General features: G+C 26.5%; 22 protein-coding genes. 18 read left to right on the top strand and 4 right to left on the bottom strand.

What is annotated here, in order from left to right:
• Nucleotides 1–77 precede the first annotated feature (77 nt).
• The 13 genes from OIF33_RS02080 (at nucleotide 78) to OIF33_RS02020 (ending at nucleotide 10351) form a co-directional block, all read left to right on the top strand.
• Complete coding sequence (locus OIF33_RS02080) at nucleotides 78–908, top strand: Cof-type HAD-IIB family hydrolase (protein WP_322502568.1); 831 nt, start codon at nucleotides 78–80, stop codon at nucleotides 906–908.
• 84 nt (nucleotides 909–992) lie between these two features.
• Nucleotides 993–1607, top strand: coding sequence for a PH domain-containing protein (locus OIF33_RS02075; RefSeq protein ID WP_322502567.1), 615 nt, complete (start codon nucleotides 993–995; stop codon nucleotides 1605–1607).
• 307 nt (nucleotides 1608–1914) lie between these two features.
• On the top strand, nucleotides 1915–2319 hold the full coding sequence (locus OIF33_RS02070) for a DUF3785 family protein (RefSeq protein WP_322502566.1): 405 nt from the start codon (nucleotides 1915–1917) through the stop codon (nucleotides 2317–2319).
• A gap of 189 nt (nucleotides 2320–2508) precedes the next feature.
• Nucleotides 2509–3141, top strand: coding sequence for a peptidylprolyl isomerase (locus tag OIF33_RS02065; RefSeq protein ID WP_322502565.1), 633 nt, complete (start codon nucleotides 2509–2511; stop codon nucleotides 3139–3141).
• A gap of 159 nt (nucleotides 3142–3300) precedes the next feature.
• Nucleotides 3301–4380 carry a DNA polymerase IV gene (gene dinB / locus OIF33_RS02060; protein WP_322502564.1) on the top strand — a complete coding sequence of 360 codons (1080 nt, stop codon included), beginning with the start codon at nucleotides 3301–3303 and terminating at the stop codon, nucleotides 4378–4380.
• A gap of 132 nt (nucleotides 4381–4512) precedes the next feature.
• On the top strand, nucleotides 4513–5508 hold the full coding sequence (locus tag OIF33_RS02055; protein WP_322502563.1) for a calcium/sodium antiporter: 996 nt from the start codon (nucleotides 4513–4515) through the stop codon (nucleotides 5506–5508).
• 62 nt (nucleotides 5509–5570) lie between these two features.
• Complete coding sequence (locus OIF33_RS02050; protein ID WP_322502562.1) at nucleotides 5571–6011, top strand: GNAT family N-acetyltransferase; 441 nt, start codon at nucleotides 5571–5573, stop codon at nucleotides 6009–6011.
• 25 nt (nucleotides 6012–6036) lie between these two features.
• On the top strand, nucleotides 6037–6582 hold the full coding sequence (locus tag OIF33_RS02045; protein ID WP_322503249.1) for a VTT domain-containing protein: 546 nt from the start codon (nucleotides 6037–6039) through the stop codon (nucleotides 6580–6582).
• A gap of 168 nt (nucleotides 6583–6750) precedes the next feature.
• Entirely contained in the window at nucleotides 6751–7317 is a 567-nt protein-coding gene (locus tag OIF33_RS02040; protein ID WP_322502561.1) for a DUF5317 domain-containing protein, read from the top strand.
• Between the two features lie 16 nt (nucleotides 7318–7333).
• Nucleotides 7334–7795, top strand: coding sequence for a hypothetical protein (locus tag OIF33_RS02035; protein WP_322502560.1), 462 nt, complete (start codon nucleotides 7334–7336; stop codon nucleotides 7793–7795).
• Nucleotide 7796: 1 nt separating this feature from the next.
• The gene (locus OIF33_RS02030) at nucleotides 7797–8441 is read left to right on the top strand and encodes an accessory gene regulator ArgB-like protein (protein ID WP_322502559.1); all 645 of its coding nucleotides are present in this window, start codon (nucleotides 7797–7799) and stop codon (nucleotides 8439–8441) included.
• A gap of 23 nt (nucleotides 8442–8464) precedes the next feature.
• Complete coding sequence (locus OIF33_RS02025; RefSeq protein ID WP_283704608.1) at nucleotides 8465–8599, top strand: cyclic lactone autoinducer peptide; 135 nt, start codon at nucleotides 8465–8467, stop codon at nucleotides 8597–8599.
• A gap of 60 nt (nucleotides 8600–8659) precedes the next feature.
• The gene (locus OIF33_RS02020; protein WP_322502558.1) at nucleotides 8660–10351 is read left to right on the top strand and encodes a diguanylate cyclase; all 1692 of its coding nucleotides are present in this window, start codon (nucleotides 8660–8662) and stop codon (nucleotides 10349–10351) included.
• A 64-nt stretch (nucleotides 10352–10415) separates the two neighbouring features.
• Here OIF33_RS02020 and OIF33_RS02015 read toward each other — a convergent pair whose 3' ends face one another.
• Nucleotides 10416–11909, bottom strand: a complete 1494-nt coding sequence (locus OIF33_RS02015; protein WP_322502557.1) for a phytoene desaturase family protein — start codon at nucleotides 11907–11909, stop codon at nucleotides 10416–10418.
• A gap of 32 nt (nucleotides 11910–11941) precedes the next feature.
• Nucleotides 11942–12583 carry an undecaprenyl diphosphate synthase family protein gene (locus tag OIF33_RS02010; protein ID WP_322502556.1) on the bottom strand — a complete coding sequence of 214 codons (642 nt, stop codon included), beginning with the start codon at nucleotides 12581–12583 and terminating at the stop codon, nucleotides 11942–11944.
• 149 nt (nucleotides 12584–12732) lie between these two features.
• On the opposite strand from OIF33_RS02010, the gene OIF33_RS02005 reads away from it, so the two are divergent.
• Nucleotides 12733–13683, top strand: coding sequence for an aromatic acid exporter family protein (locus OIF33_RS02005; RefSeq protein ID WP_322502555.1), 951 nt, complete (start codon nucleotides 12733–12735; stop codon nucleotides 13681–13683).
• Nucleotides 13684–14056: 373 nt separating this feature from the next.
• On the opposite strand, the gene OIF33_RS02000 is transcribed toward OIF33_RS02005, so the two are convergent.
• On the bottom strand, nucleotides 14057–14452 hold the full coding sequence (locus OIF33_RS02000; protein ID WP_322502554.1) for a hypothetical protein: 396 nt from the start codon (nucleotides 14450–14452) through the stop codon (nucleotides 14057–14059).
• Nucleotides 14453–15073: 621 nt separating this feature from the next.
• Here OIF33_RS02000 and OIF33_RS01995 point away from each other — a divergent pair.
• The 3 genes from OIF33_RS01995 (at nucleotide 15074) to OIF33_RS01985 (ending at nucleotide 18440) form a co-directional block, all read left to right on the top strand.
• Nucleotides 15074–17089, top strand: coding sequence for an LTA synthase family protein (locus OIF33_RS01995; RefSeq protein WP_322502553.1), 2016 nt, complete (start codon nucleotides 15074–15076; stop codon nucleotides 17087–17089).
• A 160-nt stretch (nucleotides 17090–17249) separates the two neighbouring features.
• Entirely contained in the window at nucleotides 17250–17519 is a 270-nt protein-coding gene (locus OIF33_RS01990; protein ID WP_322502552.1) for an ATP cone domain-containing protein, read from the top strand.
• Nucleotides 17520–17612: 93 nt separating this feature from the next.
• Entirely contained in the window at nucleotides 17613–18440 is an 828-nt protein-coding gene (locus tag OIF33_RS01985; protein ID WP_322502551.1) for a hypothetical protein, read from the top strand.
• 208 nt (nucleotides 18441–18648) lie between these two features.
• Here OIF33_RS01985 and lepB read toward each other — a convergent pair whose 3' ends face one another.
• Nucleotides 18649–19185 carry a signal peptidase I gene (lepB, locus tag OIF33_RS01980; RefSeq protein ID WP_322502550.1) on the bottom strand — a complete coding sequence of 179 codons (537 nt, stop codon included), beginning with the start codon at nucleotides 19183–19185 and terminating at the stop codon, nucleotides 18649–18651.
• A 180-nt stretch (nucleotides 19186–19365) separates the two neighbouring features.
• Here lepB and pulA point away from each other — a divergent pair, with 180 nt between their 5' ends.
• The gene (pulA, locus tag OIF33_RS01975) at nucleotides 19366–21327 is read left to right on the top strand and encodes a type I pullulanase (RefSeq protein WP_322502549.1); all 1962 of its coding nucleotides are present in this window, start codon (nucleotides 19366–19368) and stop codon (nucleotides 21325–21327) included.
• Nucleotides 21328–21355 lie beyond the last annotated feature (28 nt).

The following is a 21355-nucleotide window of genomic DNA, read 5'->3' as shown; positions in this document are numbered from 1 at the left end:
AGCTGTATATTAGGTTGCAAATGATTGATTAAAGAATAAAGGCTATATAAAATTTAATTTAGAAAGGGGAGAGGTAAATGAATTATAAGTTAGTTTGTATAGATATGGATGGTACACTTTTAAATTCAAAGCATAAAGTAAGTGAGAAAAATAAAGAGGCTTTAAAAAAGGCTATTAAAAAAGGAGTACATATTGCTATATCAACAGGAAGGGTTTTCCCTTCAGCAAGGATATATGGAAATATAATTGGGGTTAATGCGCCATTAATATGTTCAAATGGGTCATATATAAAAGATAAAAATACAGAGGAAGTTATTTTTAAATCAACATTAGATAGAGAAACTTATTTTAAAATATGTGATATCATAAAAAAATATAAATTTTTAGCGTATGTGGATTCTACTGATGGATTAATAGCAGACACTGAAATTCCAGAGGATGATAGTCATAGACTTATGAATAGTTGGGTAGATGAAGAAGAAAAGATAAAATTTTATAAGTATGATGATTTAAAGGATGCTTATGATGAGCATGGTGAAAATATACTAAAGTTCATAATAATAAAGCAAGAAGATGGAGTTGGAATAGAAGCTGCAAAAGATGAGTTTGAAAGCTTAGAGGGTGTAGATTTAGTCTATGCTTCCTGGGGGGGATGCATAGAAATTATGAAAAAAGGGACTTCTAAGGGGAGTGCAGTTAAAGCACTTGCAGATAAGTTAGGAATAAAAATTGAAGATGTAATATGCATTGGCGACAGTGGAAATGATGTATCTATGTTAGAAGAGGCCGGGTTAGCTGTAGTTATGGGAAATGCTCCTGATTTTATAAAGAAATATGGAGATTATATAACAGATACAAATGAAAATGATGGTGTTGCTAAAGCAATAGAAAAGTTTATTTTAAGTTAAATTTCATAGGTATTTTAAAATTTTTTATAATTAGATTATATTAGATATGTTATAATCTAATAAAAAATAAAAGGGGTGTTTAGGATGTTTAAAAAAATAGCATCAGATGCATTAGGATTAAGTGACATAGGAAAGGTTATAAGTCCAAAAGATTATGATAAGGTTGATTCAGATGATTATATAATGCATGAAGATGGAGAGGAAATATACTTCTTAATAAAATCTAAATCAGATGAATATTGTTTTACTAACAAGGCGCTAATACATGTAGATGGAGCTAATGCTGTTAGTAAAAAGAGAAACTTATATAGATATGAATACTATTTAAATAACATAGGAAATGTATCTTTAGAAACAGCTGGAACTGTAGATTTAGATGTTGAAATTAAGTTTTCTATAGGAGAAAAATATTTTTCAATAGATGTTGATAAAAAACAATTGGAGCAATTAAAAGATTTATATAAGGCTCTAATAAAAATATCACAAATTAAAGCAGAAAATGCTATAAGATTAGAACATAGCACTCAAACACTTCAAATTGCCGCACAAGTAATGGGAAGCAACAGGGTTGAAAATAGCAATATAGGTAATGATTTTAAACAAATTAATGAATATGCTTTCGATTGGATATCAAAGGCTAGGGAAGCTTTTATAGTTAAAGATTTTGGAGAGATTTTTCAAAAGTATATTAACAATTAAAAGGTTTATATTATAATACAGTTTTTAATGCGGTTGTATCAGAACTTTAAATAACAAAACTTATAAATAGTATGAAGAGAATATATAGATAAATTCTTAGTGAAATCTAGCAATTCTCGGAATATATTTATAAGTTTTATTTTAAGTTAGTTTTAATACAACTCTTTTTTATTTTAAATTACTTAATAAAGAAAATAATTATCTTACAAAAATAAAAAAAAATGGTTTGACATATTATATTTAAAGTTATTAAATAAATTTATGGGCAATAATATAATTAAAAATACATATAGGAAAGGATGATAATATGTTTAGTTTTACTTTTGATGAAAAAGAATATAATTTATCAGAGGATAAGTTAATTTATTTCTTTAATGAAGATGTAGATGATTTTGATATAGATAAACTTTTTGAAATTCTAAATAACAGTGAGAAAGTTAGTTTTGGAAAGGCTTATTATGATGGACCTTGTGAAGAATGTAAATTTGGATTAGATGAAAAAATAAAGAGCTTTCCTTTTTTAGAATTTAATATGTTTATCTACACTAAAAATGGAAAGTTTGTAATAAGTAATATAGAAAAATCTTATGAAGGACTTACATATAACAAGTTATTAAGAGCCAAGAAAGTTGATAAAAGCTATTTGCTTAATATAAATGTTTGTAAAAACTGTGGGAATTTCGCTGTTGAAGTTGAAGAACTTGATGTATAGTAATTAATATAATTGGTATGTATTTTTAAGTTGTAAAAAAGAGAACTTAAGAATACATACCAATTTTTTGTTTTGGAAAATTTAATTATATAGAAACAAATTGATAGCTTATTTGACATAAAATAAAAAGCTTTAGATGGTATAATTTAATGCATATGACTAATAAAAATGAGAAAGGGGAATGAATAAATGAGTTTATTAAAAAAAGTCAGCAAGATAGTTGTAGGAGTTACAATGTCATCTTTATTGTTGATTGGATGTGGAGGAGAAGGAAAAAAGTCACAGGAGCCTATATCGGAAGATAAGTTACCAGTTGCAACTATAGAGGTTAAGAACTTTGGAACCATAGAGGCTGAACTATATCCTAATAAAGCACCTAACACTGTAAATAACTTCATAAGTTTAGCAAACAGTGGGTTTTATGATGGATTAACAATTCATAGAATAGTTAAGGGATTTGTTCTTCAAGGAGGAGATCCAAATGGAACAGGAACAGGAGGACCAGGATATTCAATAAAGGGAGAATTTTCATCTAATGGAGTAGAAAATGATACAAAGCATGATGAAGGGGTTCTTTCTATGGCAAGATCTCAAAATCCAGACAGTGCAGGAAGTCAATTTTTTATTGTTACTGAAGAGGCTCCTCATTTAGATGGTCAATATGCTGCTTTTGGAAAGGTTACTAAAGGATTAGATGTTGTACATGAAATAGAGAAGGTATCAGTAGGACCAAATGATAAACCTGTTGAGGATGTTGTTATAGAGTCAATTAAAGTAGATACAAAGGGAATAGAGTACAAAGAGCCGGAAAAGGTTAAATAATTACCTTGTGTTTTATGTGAATATTGATTTTTAGCGATATCTTTAAATCTATCTAAAAATCAAAAATAAGTTAATAATTAAAATGGTTTTTTAGTATATTGGAATTTATAGAATCTTAGTGTAAAATTATGTGTGAACATATGTTTGCATGGAGGCTTTATGAAGGAAGATAGAAAGATAATTCATATAGATATGGATGCTTTTTATGCATCTATTGAACAAAGAGATAATCCTACATTTAAAGGGAAACCATTAATCGTAGGAGGAGATCCAAATAGAAGAGGTGTAGTTGCAACTTGTTCCTATGAAGCTAGAAAATATGGGATACATTCAGCTATGCCCTCTTTAACTGCATATAAGTTATGCCCTAAAGCTATTTTTATAAGACCTAGAATGGATGTTTATAAGAAAGTTTCTAGGAAAGTTATGAATATTTTACATGAGTATTCAGAGCTTGTTGAACCTTTATCCTTTGATGAGGCTTTTATAGATGTTACAAAAAGTAAAAAATGTAAGGGTTCAGCAACATTAATAGCTCTTGAAATAAAAGAAAGAATATTTAAAGAAATAGGGCTTACAGCTTCAGCAGGAGTTTCTTTTAATAAGTTTTTAGCTAAGATGGCATCAGATTATAAAAAGCCTAATGGTATAACGGTTATAACTAAAGATAAAGCAGATGAGTTTATAAGGAATTTACCTATAGGAAAATTTTTTGGAGTTGGAAGAGTTACTAAAAATAAATTGAATAATATAGGTGTTTTTAAGGGAGAGGACTTACTAAAATTTTCAGAGGAAGAGTTAATTGAAATATTTAGTGAACGAGGAAAGATACTATATGAGTTTGCAAGAGGAATAGACAATAGGTCTGTAAATCCATATAGAATTAGAAAATCTATTGGTAAAGAAATTACTTTAAGAGAAGACCTTGAGGATGAAGAGGAAATGATACAAATTTTAGAAGGAATAGCAGAGCGAGTTCAAGATAATTTAAGTCTATTAAATAAAAAAGGAAAGACAGTAACCTTGAAAATTAAATTTAGTGACTTTAAACATATAACTAGAAGTATTACCTTAGAACATTTCATAAAGAAAAAAGATGAAATAATGGGTCTTATTAAAGAGCTTATGAGTTTAGTGGATTTTAAAAATAAGAAGGTAAGGTTATTAGGAATAACAATATCCTCTTTAGAAGAAAATATTCTAATGGAAGAAAGCGAACAGTTAAGTTTTGATGTTTAGACAGTTTATTAACTATATGAAAACAAACCTTAATAATATGGAAATTATTAAAATAAATAGTATAATAATCTTTATAATTTATATTAATAATATCTATATTTGAGGATATTAATTTAGAATGGAGAGGAATTAATGAACTATATACTTTTAATAATCGGATTTGTTTTACTTATTAAAGGTGCAGACCTTTTCGTTGATGGAGCTTCTGGTATAGCTAAGAAGTTAGGGGTTCCAGCCGTTATTATTGGACTTACTATTGTATCCTTAGGAACCAGTGCACCAGAGCTTGCAGTGAGTATATCAGCTGCATTAAAAGGTAGCAATGATATTACTATGGGAAATGTTTTAGGTTCAAATATATTCAATCTTTTAGCTGCTTTAGGATGTACTGCAATCGTAGCTCCTTTAGCAATAAAAAAATGTGTAATTAAAAATGATTTTATCGTAAATATAATAGCAACATTTATTTTATACATATTTGCTTTTACTGGATTAATTGGAAGTAAAGAGATTTTATCAAGAACAGATGGTGCTATATTGGTTCTAATGTGTATAACATATATAGGATATTTAGTTTACACTGTTAAAAGATGCAATGATAGAAATAATGAGGCAGCAGTTACTGCAGAAATAGAAGAGTTTGAAGAGGAAAATATAAAATCATCTAATAGTACTGGAAAGAATGTTCTTCTATCAATAATAGGAGTCATTGGTATAGTGTTAGGTGGAAAAGTGGTTGTTGATTCAGCTACTGCTATTGCTTTAGGATTAGGGTTAAGTGAAAAATTAGTTGGATTAACTATTGTAGCCATAGGAACTTCTCTTCCAGAACTTGTGACTTCTTTAGTTGCAGCTAAAAAAGGAGAAAATGATATAGCTCTTGGTAATATACTAGGATCTAATACATTCAATATATTATTAATACTAGGAGTATCATCTTTAATAAGTCCTATATCTATAGCAGCAAGTTTATCAGTAGATTTAATGTTTCTTATAGGTATAACATTATTTATAGGAGCTTTAATTTTCTTAAATAAGAAAAAAGAAAAAATACTAACTAGATATGAAGGATTATTGCTTGTAGCCCTTTATGTTAGTTATACTGTATATATAATAATGAGAAATTAATTTTAATAACTGTCTTTATATAAGACAGTTATTTTTATACAAATTTTAAGGAGGAATAGAAAATGAATTTTTATTTTAGGGATATAAATAAAGAAAATTGGAAAGAAGCTGTGGATTTAAGGGTTAAGGATGAACAAAGTGATTTTATAGAAAGCAATGCATTATCAATTGCAGAATCAAAATATGTTGAGAATTGGATTGTTAAAGGAATATACTTAGAAGAAGAATTAATAGGGTTTACTATGTATGGATATTTTGATGATGACAAAAGGGTTTGGTTAGATAGGTTTATGATAGATTATAAATTTCAGGGAAAAGGCTATGGAAAGAAAGGTCTATTAAAGCTAATAGAACATATTGCAAATGAATTTAAAGTTAAAAAAATATATCTTAGTATTTTTGAAAATAACAAGGGAGCCTTAAGACTTTATGAAAAGATAGGTTTTAAATTTACAGGAGAATTAGACTATGGGGGAGAAAAGGTAATGGAATTAAACTTATAGGGAGTAATCAAAGGAGGAGAAGAAAATAGATAGTTTAATAAATATTTTTAGTAATTATAGTGGAATAGCTATATTTATAAGTTTATTTATAAGTATAATTATAGCTTTACTTGGAATAATTCCATCTATATTTGTTACTGGAGCCAATATAGTATTTTTTGGTCCTGTAAATGGCTTTTTAATATCTCTTTTAGGTGAAGTTATAGGTGGATGGATAAGTTTTAAGGTATATAGAAAGGGAGTTAATAAGTTTGTAGACAATATTGAAGGAAAATATAAATTAATAGATAGAATACTAGAGAGTGAAGGAAAAAGAGTTGGTTTGTTGATATTTGAAGGAAGATTACTCCCCTTTGTACCTTCTGGAGTTGTGACTTTAGCAGCAGCTATGAGTAAGGTTAATAGTCTAACATTTATAATAGCTACATTTTTGGGGAAAATACCATCAATTTTACTAGAGGTTTTAGTTAGTTATGGGGTTATAGAGGCTTCACAGAAAAATATAAAAATTGTTATAGTCATTATAAGTTTAATTTTAATATATTTAACAATAAGAAAGAGAAAAAAATAATAAAAATAGAAAAAGGATATTTTTAACATTAAAAAAGAGAAAAATGGTATTTTTTTTGTAAAAAATAGGCTTTTATTGTTGATTTAATATAAATTATATGATTTAATTTAAATGAAAAGAGTTTAACAATTGGTTAAAAGCTTTACAGTAAGTTAAAGGAGTAAAATAATGGTTGAAGCAGTAGTTTTAGCATTAATACTTGCAAAAATAAAAGGATATAATTTAAAGCCATTTTTTAAAAGTTGGACAATCTATCCTATATTAATATCAGAGGTTATGTATATAATTCTTCAAATAAATATATTTATGGGGAATTATGAAGTTGTAAAATGGTCTCCTTGGTTTAAAGATATATATATGTATTTATTTTTAATACCTATTTTTTGGTATAGAGAGTATATAAGTGCTTTAATTGGTTCAGTATTTTTATTTGCTGGGACATTTCTAAATCACTTTGTAATGGCAGCAAATGGAGGAGAAATGCCAGTTTTTCCTAGCCTAACATATTTAACTGGATATGTTAAACCAGATACTTTATCTAAGATAAATGATATACATACCTTAGGAAATAGTACAGTAAACTATAAATTTTTAAGTGATATAATAGATATTGGATATAGTGTACTTAGTATAGGTGATATACTTATACGAGTATTTGTAGTTATAATAATATATGTAACTGTTAAAAAAACAAATGAAGAATGCATGAATAGACAGACTAGAATATTTAGTTAAGACAACGGAGGAAAAAATGCTAAAAGTAACTTTTTTTGAAACATTAGTAAGAGGTATACCAGAGGCGCTTACAATGATTTTAGCTATGTATGCTTTTGCTGATAGAAAAGTAGAAAAGAAAGAATATTTGACATCTAGTTTAATATTGAGTTTAGTAGTTTATTTAATACGACTACTACCTATAAATTATGGTGTACATACTATATTGAACATTTTTGTTTTAATATTTTTAGCATTTAATATAAATAAAATAGATTTAATAGTTAGCATAAAAGCATCAATATTAATTTTAATGATTTTGTTTTTATGCGAGGGATTAAACTTATGGCTTATAGAAAATGTTTTAAATAAGAATATAGATATTCTATTTAAAAGTACATTCAATAAAACAATATATGGAATTCCATCAACTATAATGTTTTCTGTTACAGTTGTTTCCTATTATTTAATAGCATTAAAAAAAGGAAAGTTGAGATAAAATGATTGAGAATATATCAAGGGCAGTAGCTGAAAAAGTTTCTAATGAATTAAATTACGATAATGAAAGAAAAGAAGTTATACAATATGGAACATATGCCTTAATACAAACATTAATATCAATAATTTCTGTTTTAATATTAGGTTTAATATTCAATATTGCTTTAGAAGCTTTAATATTTTTATTTACAGCAAGTATATTAAGAAAATATTCAGGAGGCGCACACTCAGAATCATCTAATGTGTGTACTTTATTAGGAATAGTAATTTCAATTTGTATTGGATTTTTAATTAAAAGCAGTTTTTTTGTAAATATGAATTTTGAGTTTATTATATTTATTGGAGTAGTAATATTTGTTTTTGCATATTTTATAATTTTCAAATATGCACCAGTAGATACACCAAATAAACCAATAAAAACTGAAAAAAAGAAAAAGCGTATGAAAAAAGGATCTTTAAAGATTTTAACTATATATTTATTTATTGTCTTATTGAGTACAATTTTATATTATAATTCAGATGTAGTTTTTGCTAAGCCAGTTATACTGAGTATTTTATTTGGAATAGCATGGCAGTGCATGACTCTTACAGCTTTAGGAAATATATTGTTAAAAACTATAGATTCTTTTACAAATAAAATATTATAAATTTTTAGAGGGGATGAGTTTCAATGAAAAAATTAAACAAAAACTTATTAACAGTATTCGCTGCATTAACAACAGTAATAGCAACAACAGTTGCTACTTCAGCTTGTCTTTGGTTTACACACCAACCAGAAGAACCAAAATCTTTAAGAGACGAATAGAATTTATAAATAAGGTCGGTTTAAGCCGACCTTATTTTATGATTAATAGTGAGGCAGAATATGATTAGAGATGTAAATGACAATAGAAAGAAAAAAGTTGATGAAATATTATCAATAGTAAAGATATCATCATTATTATTTTCGGCCATAGCTTTTTTACAATATACTTTTAATCTTATAAAGCATAATAATAATTTTTTAGCAGATTATAGTATTTTATCAATTTTAATAAGTATATTTTTGTTATCAACAATTTACATGCTTTGGAGTTTAGCATCTTTAAGTAAATATAAAGATTATTTAAATGCGATACAGTGGATTGAAATAATTTTATTTATGGTTATATTTGTAATGGCTATATTAGTTTCAGGTGCAAATTCTAGCAATAATAAATTTTTATTTTTATTTATTATAATAACATCTACAATACAAGGTGGAATGCATAGAGGATGTATAGTATCTATAGTATCATCAGCTATTATTCTAGTTATAGATTTGATTTTTGCTGGTAACAATGGGGTAAATATGTACTTCCAAAATGATTTAATACTGGCAGGAGTATTTGTACTAACAGCATGGACTTTGGGTTTTTATGTGAAAACTGAAAATGATCACATAAAAGAATTACAAAAGTTAGTTAATGAAGATGGATTAACAGGGGTTTATAATCATAGATATTTTTATGATAAATTAAGAGAGAAAATGCATATTAGTGAAGTTGAAAATAAACAACTTTCTCTAATATTTATGGACATAGATTATTTTAAGCATTACAACGATTTATATGGTCATCAAAGAGGAGATGAAGCATTAAAAAGAATAGGCTCTATACTTAAAAGTGTAGCAAGAGAGGGAGATTTGGTAGCGAGATATGGAGGAGAAGAATTTGCAATAATATTACCTAATACATCTGAAATTGAAGCTACTAAAATTGCGGAAACTATAAGAAATAAAATAGAAAAAACATATTTTGAAGGGCAAGAAAATCAACCTAATTCTAATTTAACTGTATCAGTTGGGATAGCTGTGTTCCCAGATAAGGCTGAAAATGAATTAGATCTTGTTAAATATGCTGATGATGCATTATATAGGGCTAAGTTTTTTCATAAAAATAGAGTTGAGACATATATATCTGTTTTAGATGAGCTTAAAAAAGACTTAAATGAAGAGGAAAATGCATTAGTAACTTCTATAAAAACTTTAATAGGTGTTATAAATGCAAAGGATAAATATACATATAGTCATGTTGAAAGAGTGGTTGTATACAGTAGGCTTATGGCTAAAAAATTAGGTCTTTCAGAAAAAGAAAAGAAGCAGTTAATATATGGTGCTTATATGCATGATATAGGTAAAATAAATATACCTAATGAAATATTAACTAAGAAGATGAGACTTACTAAAGATGAATGGGAGATTTTAAAGCAGCATCCAAAGGATGGAGTAGAAATAATAAAATCAGTAAATTCTTTAAAGGAAGTAGTTCCACTTATATTATACCATCATGAAAGATATGATGGGTTTGGATATCCAGAAGGATTAAAAGGCGAAGATATACCATATTTAGCGAGAGTTTTAACAGTTGTGGATAGCTTTGACGCTATGACTTCTAGCAGACCTTATAATAAGAGAAAGACTTATGATGAAGGATTAGAAGAACTTAATAGATGTAGTGGTACTCAATTTGATTCGAAAATAGTTGAAGTTTTTACTGAAGTAGTTAGAGAAAATATAAATGAAATACAAGATTTTTAAAGAGATGTAAATTTACATCTCTTTTATTTTAAGTTACTATTGATGCAGCCTCATGCTTTTTATATTATTTAAAATCTAATAATATTTTTTTAGCACATAATTTACTTGAAATTAAGGACATTGATATGCCTGAACCGGGATGAACGGAATCTCCTACAAAATATATGTTTTTGATGTTTTTAATTTTTGATTGAGGTCTAAATGCAGTAGTTTGCAATAGATTGTGGTTAAGTCCAAAGGAAGCTCCAAAAAAGCAATTAAAATCATTTTTAAAAGTTATAGGAGTAGTGTAACTTTCATAAATTATATTTTCTTTTAAGTCCTCTAATCCTTTAATTCTACTTATATCATATAAAACCTTATTTCTTAAAGCTTTAATTTCCTCTTCTGTCCATTTAGATTTATATTTATTTAGATTTGGAACACGCAAAGTTATATTAAGGCACTCACAATCATTAGGAACTAATGAGGAATCTATTGAACTTGGACAATAAATATAATATATGAATTCTTTAGGAAGTCTTCCACCTATAAAAGGAACTAAAAAGGCTTCTTTTTTATTTAATGTTAGAATAATATTATGCACATTTAGATTTCTATACTTCTTTTTTAAAAAGAGATGAATTATAAATGTTGAACAAGAGAATGATAGCTTTTCCTGTTTTCTTTTAGAAAATTTATTTTTAATAACACTTCTAGGAATCAAGTTTTGAACACTGTAAGTAAAGTCTGCATTACAAACTATTAAGTCAGAAAATATATTTTCATGATTAGAACTTATTCCTATTGCACGATTTTTTTTCATTAATATGGTATTAACATAAGAGTTTAGGTGTATTTTTCCTCCTAATTCTAAAATTAATCTTTCTAAGGCCTTTACGTATGAATACATTCCACCTTTAATATAATATAATCCATATACTTGAGATGTTGATGGAATCAAATTAAAAACATTAGAGCTTTTTATAGGTGACTCACCAATATACATACATTGAAAGGCTAAAAAAGATCTTAAATATTCATTACGTATATATTTTTCAATAGTTTTATAACAGTTCTTGAAAGGCTGTATTCTAAATAATTGAGGTATAGCTTTAAAATTTTTTAAACTTAAATTAAAAAAACTTTCATTGAGAAAATATTTATCAACAAGAAGATATCTTTTGTAAGAGTCAGATATGTACTTATAATAGTTTGAACTATCATCTTCAAAGAGTTTTTCTAAAGATTTTGTTGTTCTTAAAAAATCAGAATAGATATCAAAGTTATTTTTATTATCAGTAAAAACTCTATAAAGAGTTTTTAATTCTATTAATTCTATATAATCTTTATAATCTTTTTTGGCATATTTAAATATATCTAAGTAAGGTTTAGGAATCATAAATATTGAAGCAGAAGAGTCTATTTTAAAGTCTTTATACTTAATTAAGTTTACTTTCCCGCCTACACTTAAATTTTTTTCGAAGATATCCACCTCAAATCCATTAATAAGAAGGCGAATTGCAGTAGCTAATCCGCCTATTCCAGCCCCTACTATTATGGCTTTTTTCTTATTCATAAGTAACACTCCTAGTATGTTTAAATTTTATTTTAACCACCTAAGGTAACATCCTGGTCATTATACCAATTAAGAGCATTTAAAAATTGGCTTTCTTTGAAGTTAGGCCATAAATCATCAATTATATACATATCAGAATAAACTGATTGAACTGGTAGGAAACCACTTAATCGACGTCTACCACCCCATCTTATTAATAAGTCTATTCTTGATATATCCTTTGATTGAATATTATCATATATGTTTTTTCTTTTAATATCGCAAGACTTAAGCTGGTTTAAATCCCATTCCCAACCATAATTAACAAGGAAATTAACTAGGATTCCACCTTTACCTAATTTAGTTCTCTTAGTGTATTTCTTTAATTCCTCAGGGAACACTGGAGAATCAGAATTTCCCATTACAAGTATTTCACAATCTTCATTTGCAATTAATTCTACTGATTTTATACAAGCATCTATAAAGGCTTCCTTTTGATAGGATGGTCTTTTAGTATTATCTGTTGTAAATCCATAATAGGTTATTTCTTTAACACCTAGTTTTTGACAAAGTTTAAAAAGTTCAAGCCCAGGGTCAATTCCGTGTAAGTATCCTTCATCTTTTCCAAGACCATTCTCAACAGCCCAACGTCTATTACCATCTGGGATAACCCCTATATGTTTTGGAATTCTCATAATATATTTCAACCCTTTCTTAAAAATAGATTCAAATGAAAGTATTCCCAGTTTAATAAATAAAATGCATAAATTTGATTATTTTAAGAATTGATTATATTATTAATCTATAAAAAACTTTATAAGATTGGATAATAGGGAGTTGAAAAATGAGATTTATAGGCGTTAGAACATGGAAAACTAGTATAGGTACGGTAATAGCTATGATTATAGCAAAAGAATTAGGATTAAGTTATTGGGTTTCAGCAGGGATTATTACTATATTAAGCATTCAAAGTACAAAGAGAGAATCATTAAAAATAGCGTTTAAAAGAATTGAATCTGTTATTATAGCTTTAATGATTTCTTCAATTTTATTTTTAACATTGGGCTTTAATTCAGTTGTTTTTGGAATATACCTTTTAATATTTATTCCTTCAACGGTAAAGTTGAAGGTTACTGATGGTATTGTGGTAAGTTCTGTTTTAGTAACCCATCTATTAATAGAGAAGCAGGTAAATACTTATTGGATATTAAATGAGTTAGGACTTATGTTGGTAGGAGTTTTAGTAGCTTTGGCATTAAATAGTTATATGCCTAAAAATGAAGAAAAAATAAAAGAGGATATAGATTATATATCAGAAAAAATAAAAGAAATTTTTATGGATATGGCATATTCTTTAAGAACTCATAGTGTCTCTATAAATCAACAAAGGCTTTTTAATGAACTTGAAAATAGATTATGCATTGCTAAGAAAAGAGCTAATGATAATTTTAATAACTACTTATTTTCTGACGTTAGATATTATGTCAATTACATAGAGATGAGAGAAGTTCAATTTCAAATATTAGAATATATGAGAGAACATTTTTCAAGAATATCTATTACAGTTAAACAGACAGAACTAGTGGCTAATTTTACTGAAGAAGTAGCCTCAGTTATAGGAAAAGAAGTTAATGTAAATATATTAATAAATAGATTAAATAGGTTGAGAAAAGATTTAAGTGGACAGGAACTCCCAGTAACAAGAGAGGAATTCGAAAATAGAGCAATGCTTTTTCAGTTTTTGAATGATTTGGAATTTTTCATAGAAACAAAGAAACGATGTTACATAAAATAAGCTAACATATCATTTAAAGATATGCCAGCTTACTTTATTAAAGGCTATGTTTTAAAGTGGTGTTGATTTTTAGCTAGGTTTGAAGGTTAGCTGAAAACCAACATTGATCTAAAACAGAGCTTTATTAAATTATTGCTATATGTAAAAGCATTAATATTATAAAGGATATTCCTAAGAATTTATGAAGTTTTTTTCCCTTATTAGCAGCTCTGAATATTCCAGATATAATAAGAACAACTAAATCTGTTAAAGCTAAAATGCCAAGATAATACCCAATTTTAAAACTTAAATTATTTTTTATTATTCCAAAATGTAACCCAATATAGCCATGTATTATTATGAGTGCAAAAGCTAACAATGATAGTGGAATATGCTATTGTCTAAGAAAAATTGCAAGATATTGAAGTGTTTTTTTAAAATAAGTTAAATCTAGTTTTTTAAACTTATCTACTAAAGGTTTAAAGAGAGGAGATTTAGAAAAGAAGTCTTCTTCTTTTTCTAATTTAGAAGGTTGAATATATTTTAATATACGTCTTACTATAAACATAGCTATAGAGAATCCAAAGATATAGGCACTGATTTCACCAATTGTATTTCTAATATCTTTTAATGAGCCATAAGAAATGTTGTGTAGGAAGTTACTTATTATACAATAAAATATTAAAGCAAGTGAAATTATTAAAATTATTAAAGAAAAAGAGCTTGCTACTTTTTCTAATTTTTTATTTATGGGTTTAATTTTAAATGAAAAAAGTTTTTTTAAGTCCATTTTAATCTCCTTAGTAATTACTTAATAATTAACATATTATCATTTAATTATTAAATATGAGAATTTAATATGTTGATAGATTAATACTAAAAAAACAAATTTATTGATAAATTTTTTGGTAAGGTATTTTTAGACAATAAAAATATTTAGATTTGATACTTAATATTATTAAAAGAATAATATTAATAAAATATGAATAAAAAGTTAATATGGGTAGGAAGGTTTAAGAAAAAAACGTTACAATAAGATTAAATGTGGAACAATAAAATTACAATAAGATACAAAATATGAACAAATATATAATAAATGCAATATATTAATCAGTAAGAATAATATTCATTTAATAAATATTAACAAATTTTAAATAGTATAAAAAGCTTAAATACGTTAGAATAATCAATATAAAGTTTTATAAATTTTAAGTTTAAAAAATTTATTTTGGGAGATAGTTCATAGAGAGAGTTTTAATTTATCTAATGGTTTAATGGTTTAATGTTTTAAAATTGTATAAACAAGAACTAATTTACTATAAGCTTAAGATTAAAATGAGTTAATGTTTAGAAAAATAAATTTAATTCTGAATTAAGTCTCATTTATTACACTTATTAAGGGAGGCAGTAAATGAATAAGAAATATTTTAAAGAGCTTTTAGGAAATAAAAAAACTTTAAAGAATTTAGGAATCAATCTATTTATTTGGATTACTTTATCATTTCTTTTGGTTTTTCTGGGAGAGTCATTTTATAGAGGATCTATTGAAAATGGAAAAAATTTCTTTAATAATAGTCGAGAACTATTTATATTAAATTACTTAATATTTTTAGTAATTACCTCAATAGCATTTTTATTTAAAAAGACTAGAATGGTTTATGGAATCATAAGCATAATAATTATGGGATTTTATATAGCGAGTGGAGTAATAGTAGGTTTTAGAGGATCGCCACTTATATGGGCTGATATGTTCTCTATAAAAGATGGAATAGCAATAGCAGAAAATTACTTGAACTCTGGAACTTTAAAATATATTGCTATAGCTTTAATAGCAATAGTAGTAATAATAGTAGCATTATGGTTTAGTGAAAGATATAAGAGTAAAAATAAAGTCTTTAATTTATATGGTTTAATAATTGTTCCTTTAGCTGTTATTGTCACAGGAAGTTTCTATGGAAGTATAAAAGATGGAATAGAAATATATAGATGGGATTTACCAGCTTCATATCATCAAAATGGATTTGTGTATTCATTTTTAAATACGGCAGCAGGATTTGAAGTGAAAGAACCAGCTAATTATAGCAAAGCATCTATTGATAATATAAGAGACAATATAATTGAAGAGGAACAAGTTGCTAGTGTAAATGCTAAAGTGGCATCTACTAAGCCAGCAGAAATGCCTAATATTATAATAGTTCAATTAGAGTCTTTTATGGATTTAAATAGAATAGAAGGATTAACTTTTAATGAGGATCCAATACCTAATTTTAGAAGAATCGCAGAAGAGTCAACTCATGGATTTTTAAAGGTTCCTACTTATGGTGGTGGAACTGTTAGAAGTGAATTCGAAGTTTTAACAGGATTAAGCACAGATTATTTACCAGTTGGAGAAATACCTAATAACAACATATTAAAAAAACAGCCAGTAGAGAGCATGGCTTACATATTACATGATTATGGATATGGCACAAGTGTTATACATAATTATGAAGGGAATTTCTATAATAGAGATACAGTATTTCCTAACTTAGGATTTGATACATATGTTCCTATGGAGTATATGGACAAACCTAATAATGATGAGTGGCAATATCCAGAGGATGTTTTAAATATTAAGCCTGTAGAACAAATATTGGCTGACAATGAAACACCACAGTTTATTTATAATATAACTGTAGAAAGTCATGGTGGATATTCATCTTCAGATTTTGATAATTACACAGTAGATGGAAATTTAACTGAAGATGAGAGAAATGAAATTCAATGCTATGTTGATAAGTTAAGAGGGGTTGACGAGTATATAAAAGAACTTGTTGACTATGTAGAAGCTTCAGGAGAGCCTACTGTAATAGCAATGTTTGGAGATCATCTACCATCATTAAAAGTAATAAATGAGGATGAGAGTGTATTAAAAGATGGAAATAAATATTTAACTGACTTCTTTATATGGGATAATATTGGCTTACAAAAGGAAAATGTAAATATGGAAGCTGAGGAATTTACAACATATATATTAGATAAGTTAAATATGGTTTCAGGAGTTATGCCTACATTCCATGAAGCATATAAAGAAAAGCCAGATTATAATAAAGAATTTGAATTACTTCAATATGATATGTTATTTGGTAATAAATATTTTTTAAGTGCAGACAAAAAACAATATGAGAAAACTAATATGAAGTTAGGTATAAATGAGATAGTTTTAAACAATTATGACATAAGCAATAACACATTAACAGTAACAGGAGATAATTTTAATTATAAAAGTAAAATTATTATAAATGGTAAGATTGTTGAAACTAATTTTGTAGATAATCACACTTTAACAATAAGTGATATTCCTTCAAGTATTAATAAGATTTCAGTTGGTCAAATAGGAAAGTATGATAAAATATTAAGTTCCACTAATGTTTTAGAAGTAAAATAGTAATTTATATTATGTTTAATGGTTAGACTTATAAATAATAGTCTAGCCATTTTTTATTAAATCTTAAGTATAAAATTTTTCTTTTAAGAAGAAAATGTAAATGTTATACTTAACTTGAGAATTAATAAATTAGATTAATATTAATGGGAGGGTTTCACTAGTGAACATAATAAAAAAAGATGGTAGAATTGAAGAATTCAAAATTGAAAAATTATCAACAAGCTTATCAAATGCGGCTAATGACTTAAACTTAACTCTTAACAAATCAGATGTAAAGATAATAACAGAAGATGTTGAGAAAATAATAAAATCAATAAGATTAAATAATGAGGCAACTTCAAGTTATGAGGTTGTTGGGGTTTTAATTAGTAGCTTAAAAGATGAAAAATTTAGTGAAATATTAAAAGCATATATAGAATATAAAAAATAATATTTAGTAAATAAATTAGGTAGATGGTTCTGCCTAATTTATTTTTAAACAACTAAAGTAATTTAAAAGTATATAGGGGAGAGAAATAAAGGGATGAGAAAAAAATTAGGTGTAGTATTTGTTTTAACATTTATTCTAAGTCTTTTAGTTGCATGTGGCGGAAAAAGTCTAATAGACCAAGGAAAAGAAGAAATTAAAAAAGGAAATTATGAAGAGGCGACAGCAATTTTTAAAGCTGCAAGTGAAGAGGATTCAAAAGATAAAGATGTGGCCGAAAGTTTATATGAATTAACATATAATTATGTAATTGCAAGCAAAGCTTATGATGAGTTCAAATTAGATGTGGCTTTAGAAAGTTTAAACAAGGTGGAAGAAAATAAAAATGCAGATCTAATTAAGGAGGATATATCAAAATTAAATGAAGAAATAAGTAAAGATAAAAATGCTATAGATAACTTTAATTTAAATATGGACAAGGTGACAGCTTTAGAGAATGAAGGAAGTATAGTTGAGGCTAAGGAACTATTGAGTACATCTATTGAAGAAGTTTCTTATTTAGGTGATAATGCTAAGGAGCTAATTGATAGCGGAAATTCTAAAATGAAGGTTTTAGACGAAAAGATAGAAAAGAATGAAGAAAAAAATAAAGAAATAGCTGAAAAAAATAAAAAAGCAAAGGAAGAAAAAGAAAAGGCTTTAGAAGTAGTAAAAAATCTTGGAGTTGTAAAAAAAGATCAATATTTAGAGCTTAAATCCAATGAAGTTTATGATTTAGGTGATGGAAGTTATGGATTTATTATAAATAAATTTTATGCTCCAGAGGGAAAACCAGAACCAGCATTAATCAGCCAATATCTTGTTGATAAGGAATCTTGGAAAGTTAAAGAAGTAAAGGATGGCATTACTACAAATATTAATTAAAAATATTAAAAATTTTATTTTAGCAACAAGTTATGATTTAAATGATAGTTAATATATTTATTAATTATTAGAATATAAAGGTGCTGTATCAAAACTTTGAATAATAAAACTTATAAATAGTATTAAAGGAATATTTAGTTATTTTTAAAATATATTTATAAGTTTTATTTTTACTTTTGATACAACATTCTTGCTATAAAATAACTGTTTAGAACAATTTAAATTTATGATTTTTACGACAGTATTTTAATATTACCTTACCTTGAATATCTTCAGTTTGTATTAAACCAAAATATCTGGAATCTAAACTTATATTTCTATTATCTCCCATAATAAAGAATTTATCTTTAGGTATATTTAGCTTTAAGTAGTAGGGGATATTCATTTCTTCTTTTATATAAGGTTCATAAACTTTTTCTCCATTTATATAGAGAATGGAATCATTTATTTCTATAACATCTCCAGGAAGTCCAATAATTCTTTTTACTAAAAAATTATCATATTTATATGGAGCATACACATTTACTATGTCATATCTTTGAGGCGAAGAAATAGAATATGCTTTTTTATTTATAACTAGTATATCATTATCATGTATGGTATTTTCCATGGAAGAACCATCAACAATGGCTATAAAAATGTTATTCAAGAAAAATGTTAGAATCAAAATTACGGATATTAATATTGTTATTATAATCTTAAAAAAACTATCAGGTGGTTCTAGAATATAATGAAAATATTTCATGGATTAGTACCTCGTATAGATTAAGAATATATTATTAGAATATTTTTTTCGCATATAAATAAGAACTAATATTTAAGTTTTAGTTGAAATTTAATTAATGCTTTAATATAATTAAATTAAATGAATTGTAATTTATATACAATCTATTGGAAACGTTACCGAGAAAAGGGAGAGTGTTTTATGAGAAAAAATTTTAATTCTGAAGAATTCAATAATAAATTTTATTATAGTGGCGAACTTGGAGCGACATATAGTAAAGATAAAACTATTTTTAGAGTATGGTCACCTGAAGCTAAGAGTTTAGAGTTATTGCTTTATAGAGATGGTAATACAGATAGTTTAATAGAAAAAGATTCACTTAATAAGAAAGAAAATGGAGTTTGGGAAATTATAAAAGAAGGAGACTTAAATGGAGTTTATTATAAATATCATATTGTAGGAGAAAATTTTGAGCATGATTTTGTAGATCCATACTGCAGAGCTTTGGGAGTAAATGGATATAGAGGAATGGTTATAGATTTAGAAGAAACCAATCCTATAGGATGGAAAGCGGATTATAGACCGGAATTAAAAGAAGTTATAGATTCAATTTTATATGAAATGCATATAAGAGATTTTTCCATTGATGAAAGTTCAGGAGTTACTATAGAAAATAGAGGTAAGTTTTTAGGTGTAGTAGAAGAAAAAACTACAATTCCAGGAACTAGGGTCAAAACAACCTTAGATCATTTAAAAGAATTGGGAATAACTCATGTACACCTTTTGCCAGCATTTGATTTTGGATCTGTTGATGAAGAAAGATTAAATGAACCTCAATATAATTGGGGATATGATCCTGTAAATTATAATGTGCCAGAAGGATCATATTCAAAGAATCCTTACAAAGGAGAAGCAAGGATAAAAGAGTTTAAAGAAATGGTATTAAAGCTTCATAGAGCTGGTATAAGAGTTGTTATGGATGTGGTATATAATCATACCTATTCAGGAGAAAATTCTAACTTAAATCTTTCATATCCAGGATATTATCATAGACAAGACAAAAATGGAGAGTTTTCAAATGGCTCAGGATGTGGAAATGAGTTAGCTTCAGAAAGATTAATGGTTAGAAAATATATGATAGATTCTTTAAAGTATTGGGCTAAGGAATATCATATAGATGGTTTTAGATTTGATTTAATGGCATTACATGATATAGAGACACTGAAAGAAATAAGAAAAGAAATGGATAAAATAGATACGTCTATTCTAATATATGGGGAAGGATGGAATGGAGGAGAGTCACCTTTGCCTAAAGAAGAGGCATGCTTTAAATGCAATGTAGGTAAGTTTAGGGATTTACAAATAGCTGCATTTAGCGATGATATGAGAGATGGAATAAAGGGGCATGTTTCAAAGCTTAAAGAGGGTGGCTTTGTAAATGGAGGCAATGATTTTGAAGAGAGCATAAAGTTTGGAATTGTTGCAGCTACCTATCACAAAGAAATAGATTATAAAAAAGTAAATTATTCTGATGAGTCTTGGGCAAATGAACCTTATCAAACAATAAATTATTCTTCAGCTCATGATAATAATACTTTACATGATAAGTTAAGAATTGTATGTGAAAATGCTTCAGAGGAAAAAATCATAGATATGAATAAGTTAAGTGCAGCTATAGTTTTAACTTCTCAAGGAATACCATTTATTCATGCAGGAGAAGAACTTTTGAGAAGTAAAGTTAATGAAAAGGGAGAATTTATTGAAAATAGCTATAATTCTAATGATTTTGTAAATAAAATTGATTGGACAAGAAAAATAGAATATAAGAGTCTATTTGAATATTATAGAGGATTAATCAACTTAAGAAAAGAATATGAATTATTTAGATTAAATAATAGTAAAGAAATAAGAGAAAAACTTTCATTTATAGAAAAAGAATTAGGCATAAAAGAAAAAGGTGTAGTTGCATATAGATTAAAAGATGAAAATGATGAATTTATAGTAATTTTCAATGGAAGTGATAATGAGTTTAATTTAACTCTTCCAAAAGGTGAATGGGGAATAATGGTTAATAAAGAAGTTGCTAGTAGAGAGATAATAAATAAAGTCTGTGGTAATTACACAATAAAAGATAAAGCAGCTTATGTATTAAAAAAAGTTTGATTTTTATTAAGTATAATAACGAAAAGAA

The sequence above is a fragment of the Clostridium sp. LIBA-8841 genome, from assembly GCF_034439435.1.
In the GTDB taxonomy this organism is placed as follows: Bacteria; Bacillota; Clostridia; order Clostridiales; family Clostridiaceae; genus Sarcina.
This window is presented reverse-complemented; position numbering and strand designations above follow the sequence as displayed.

Coding starts and splice junctions, on each gene's coding strand:
- OIF33_RS02010 (WP_322502556.1), bottom strand. CDS start 12,583: ATGAGAATTCCAAAACATATAGGGGTTATCCCAGATGGTAATAGACGT.
- OIF33_RS02050 (WP_322502562.1), top strand. CDS start 5,571: ATGAATTTTTATTTTAGGGATATAAATAAAGAAAATTGGAAAGAAGCT.
- OIF33_RS02035 (WP_322502560.1), top strand. CDS start 7,334: ATGCTAAAAGTAACTTTTTTTGAAACATTAGTAAGAGGTATACCAGAG.
- OIF33_RS02025 (WP_283704608.1), top strand. CDS start 8,465: ATGAAAAAATTAAACAAAAACTTATTAACAGTATTCGCTGCATTAACA.
- lepB (WP_322502550.1), bottom strand. CDS start 19,185: ATGAAATATTTTCATTATATTCTAGAACCACCTGATAGTTTTTTTAAG.
- OIF33_RS02030 (WP_322502559.1), top strand. CDS start 7,797: ATGATTGAGAATATATCAAGGGCAGTAGCTGAAAAAGTTTCTAATGAA.
- OIF33_RS02080 (WP_322502568.1), top strand. CDS start 78: ATGAATTATAAGTTAGTTTGTATAGATATGGATGGTACACTTTTAAAT.
- OIF33_RS02055 (WP_322502563.1), top strand. CDS start 4,513: ATGAACTATATACTTTTAATAATCGGATTTGTTTTACTTATTAAAGGT.
- pulA (WP_322502549.1), top strand. CDS start 19,366: ATGAGAAAAAATTTTAATTCTGAAGAATTCAATAATAAATTTTATTAT.
- OIF33_RS01985 (WP_322502551.1), top strand. CDS start 17,613: ATGAGAAAAAAATTAGGTGTAGTATTTGTTTTAACATTTATTCTAAGT.
- OIF33_RS02005 (WP_322502555.1), top strand. CDS start 12,733: ATGAGATTTATAGGCGTTAGAACATGGAAAACTAGTATAGGTACGGTA.
- OIF33_RS01995 (WP_322502553.1), top strand. CDS start 15,074: ATGAATAAGAAATATTTTAAAGAGCTTTTAGGAAATAAAAAAACTTTA.
- dinB (WP_322502564.1), top strand. CDS start 3,301: ATGAAGGAAGATAGAAAGATAATTCATATAGATATGGATGCTTTTTAT.
- OIF33_RS02020 (WP_322502558.1), top strand. CDS start 8,660: ATGATTAGAGATGTAAATGACAATAGAAAGAAAAAAGTTGATGAAATA.
- OIF33_RS02065 (WP_322502565.1), top strand. CDS start 2,509: ATGAGTTTATTAAAAAAAGTCAGCAAGATAGTTGTAGGAGTTACAATG.
- OIF33_RS02000 (WP_322502554.1), bottom strand. CDS start 14,452: ATGGACTTAAAAAAACTTTTTTCATTTAAAATTAAACCCATAAATAAA.
- OIF33_RS02075 (WP_322502567.1), top strand. CDS start 993: ATGTTTAAAAAAATAGCATCAGATGCATTAGGATTAAGTGACATAGGA.
- OIF33_RS02070 (WP_322502566.1), top strand. CDS start 1,915: ATGTTTAGTTTTACTTTTGATGAAAAAGAATATAATTTATCAGAGGAT.
- OIF33_RS02040 (WP_322502561.1), top strand. CDS start 6,751: ATGGTTGAAGCAGTAGTTTTAGCATTAATACTTGCAAAAATAAAAGGA.
- OIF33_RS02015 (WP_322502557.1), bottom strand. CDS start 11,909: ATGAATAAGAAAAAAGCCATAATAGTAGGGGCTGGAATAGGCGGATTA.